The following is a 2,990-nucleotide window of genomic DNA, read 5'->3' as shown; positions in this document are numbered from 1 at the left end:
GTACCGAAGGATTGCGGCAATTGGCGACCTCCAGATTCTGTCGCACGGTAAGGTCCCGAAAGACGCTGGGGATCTGGAATTTCCGGCCTATGCCGGCGCGTGCGATGCGGTGTTCGGGCCAGTTGGTGATGTCGGTGTCGTAGACGAAGACCCTGCCCTGGGTGCTGCGCGTCTTGCCGCTCACCAGATCCATCAAGGTCGTCTTACCGGCGCCGTTTGCGCCAAGCAGCACACGTAACTCGCCGTCGAAGACGGTGATGCTGACATTGTTGACGGCGCGGAAACCGCCGAAATCGACGCCGAGACCGTCGATGGTCAATGCAATGGCACTCATATCACAATGCCTCGCTTTGCCGCGGCAGGGCCGGAAGGGCCTCAGCTGGTTTGCGCCGGCGGACGAACCACCGCAGCACGTCATGCGCGACGCCGCCAAGGCCGCGCGGCATGAACAGAACGACCAGCACGAAGATCAGACCGATGATCGCTTTCCACGCCTCGACCAGCGCCTCGGTCTCGCTGACCTCCGCTTCGATCATGTTGATCAGAATTGCGCCGATGCAGGCGCCAAGCAGAGACGAGCGGCCGCCGACGGCAGCCCAGACGACCATCGTCACGGAGAAGGACAGATCCATGAAGGTCGGAGAGGCAAACTCCGCGACGACGACGTAGAGCATGCCGGCAACGCCGGCGATCCCTGCCGAAATGACAAAGAAGAAGACCTGGTAGAGCGAGACGTCGAAGCCGAGATACCGGGCGCGCACCTGGTCATCGCGGATCGCCTGCAGGATCATGCCCGCTCTGGTTTCCACGATAAGACGCGCACAGATGAGTGTCAGCGACAGGCTTACGGCGCATAGATAATAGGTCGCCCGGCTGTAGGGATCGAATTCGACGCCGCCGATCGTGAGCCAGCCGAGATCCGTCAGGCCGTTGAAGCCGTTCGTCACCGGCTGCGCATCGACCATGACGAGGCGGACGAGCAGAACGAGCGCCAGCGTGATGATCGAGACGAAAACGCCGGAAATGCGCTTGCGGAAAACCAGCATACCGAGTGCGCCGGCAATCACCACCGGAAGCGCGATGCCGAGCACAAGACCCACCGACTGGCTTTGAAAGGGAAGCCAGAGGAATGAGCCCTTGTTGATGCAGCAAAGTTCCGTCGGCGCGCCGGGCTCGGCATTCCAGAGCATGAAATCCGGAACCGGCTTGTCGGAACCCTGTTGGAGACTGGTCAGGCTCGACAGCTTCAACGACATGGCCAGCATGTAGGCGCCCAGGCCGAAAAACAGTCCCTGGCCGAGATTGAGAATACCGGCATATCCCCATGTGAGCGCGATGGCGACGCCCAGCATTCCGTAGACCAGGTATTTCGAAATGCGATTCAGCCAGAATTCGTCGCCGAAAACGGGGGCTGCAAAGATCACCGCGATGAAAAGCACATAAGCCGCGATCTGGAATTTCCGTTCAATTCTCATGTCAGCGTCCCTTGAACGAGAACAGCCCGCTGGGCTTGACGAGGATGACGAAGATGACGACGCCGAACACGACGGCGCGCGCCAGGATGTCGTTCGTACCGATGGCCACCAGGGCATTGATCTCGCCGAGCAGGYCTGAGGAGAGGATGGTGCCGAAAAGGCTGCCGACCCCGCCGGTCACCACGACCATGAAGCCGTCGACGACCATCGTCGTGCCCATGTCGGGAAAGACGGTCTTGAAGCCGGACATCATCACGCCGGCGACGCCGGCAAGGCCCGACCCGAACGCGAAGGTCATGGCGTTGACGCGTTTCACGTCGATGCCGCAGGCTGCGGCCATTTTCGGGTTCCGGATGATGGCGCGGACCTGCATGCCGGCCGCCGTCCGGTAGAGGATGAACCATGTCGCCAGTGTCAGCGCGGCGGCAACGGCGATGATGAAGGCGCGGTAGGCGTTGATATCAGCGCCGGCGAGCCTGAACGTGCCCTGCAGGTAGACAGGCACGGCGACGTTCTGCAGGCCGGCCCCCAGGCCTTCGACGTGAATGTCGAAAAAGGACAGGYCGAACTCGAGCCGCACGGCCTGCTGCAAAAGGATGGCTATTCCCCAGGTGGCGAGAAGCGTGTCCAGCAGACGGCCGTAGAGTCGCCGGACGACCACCCGCTCGATCAGCAGGCCGAGCAGGGCCGTGACGACGAAGGCCAGAGGGATCGCGAAGAGAAGGCTTGCTTTTAGCCAGATGCCGGAGAGGACGGCGACATAGGCGCCGATCATGACCATTTCGCCATGGGCCATGTTGATGACGCCCATGGCGCCGTAGGTGATGGCAAGGCCAAGCGCGACCAAAAGAAGGATCGAGGCGAGACTGAGGCCGATAAAGAGAATGTCGAGCATAACGCCACCGTTCGTGAGAAGGGCGGGCCGAACTCTCCTGCGCCTTGCCCATCCGGATGGCAGCTTGCGGAAGAAGAGGGGAGGCCGGCCTTACCGAGAGATGATCCCGCCATCCATGGATGGCGGGACGTCGCGGGGAAGGGGTCAGCCCTTGAGCTTTGCGGCGTCGAGACCGTTGCTGGTGCAGAATAGATTGCTCTCCGTCTCGCCATAGGCCGAATAGGGCAGGGGCTTGATCGGGGCCGGGTAGGCGTTCACCACCTTGCTCTGGCCGTCCGCCTGCCATTGCCCGATGCGCGGCGTCAGCCAGCAATGCAGGTTATCGGGATCGGTGGTCACCTTGCCGCCGGGTGCTTCGTAGGTTTGGCCGCGAATGCCGGCCCTGATCGCCTCCGCAGAAAGATCGCCGGATTTTTCGACGGCCTGCTTCCACAGGAAGACCTGGAAATAGGCGGCTTCGAGTGAATGGTAAGTAACGGCTTTTGGATCGTTGACGAACGTCCTGAAGCGGTCGATGAAGCTCTTGTTTGCCGGTGTGTCGATCGACATGAAATAGGGGAAGGAGGTATAGCTTCCTGCCGCATATTCGGCGCCCATCGCCGCGATTTCGATTTCGGAGG

Annotated in this window: 4 protein-coding genes; all 4 read right to left on the bottom strand. The window is 61.4% G+C overall.

Features of this window, described 5'->3' with window-relative positions:
- The coding region (locus AC1D1Z_RS35790) for an ATP-binding cassette domain-containing protein (RefSeq protein ID WP_477853543.1) at positions 1-334 on the bottom strand (334 nt) is incomplete at its 3' end.
- Between the two features lies 1 nt (position 335).
- The gene (urtC, locus tag AC1D1Z_RS35785) at positions 336-1,475 is read right to left on the bottom strand and encodes an urea ABC transporter permease subunit UrtC (RefSeq protein ID WP_018245269.1); all 1,140 of its coding nucleotides are present in this window, start codon (positions 1,473-1,475) and stop codon (positions 336-338) included.
- Between the two features lies 1 nt (position 1,476).
- Positions 1,477-2,370, bottom strand: coding sequence for an urea ABC transporter permease subunit UrtB (gene urtB / locus AC1D1Z_RS35780; RefSeq protein ID WP_477853541.1), 894 nt, complete (start codon positions 2,368-2,370; stop codon positions 1,477-1,479).
- A gap of 144 nt (positions 2,371-2,514) precedes the next feature.
- A partial coding sequence (locus tag AC1D1Z_RS35775) for a transporter substrate-binding protein (RefSeq protein ID WP_477853539.1) occupies positions 2,515-2,990 on the bottom strand: 476 nt, incomplete at its 5' end.

The organism is Rhizobium sp. P1_E1, assembly GCF_056406015.1.
This window is presented reverse-complemented; position numbering and strand designations above follow the sequence as displayed.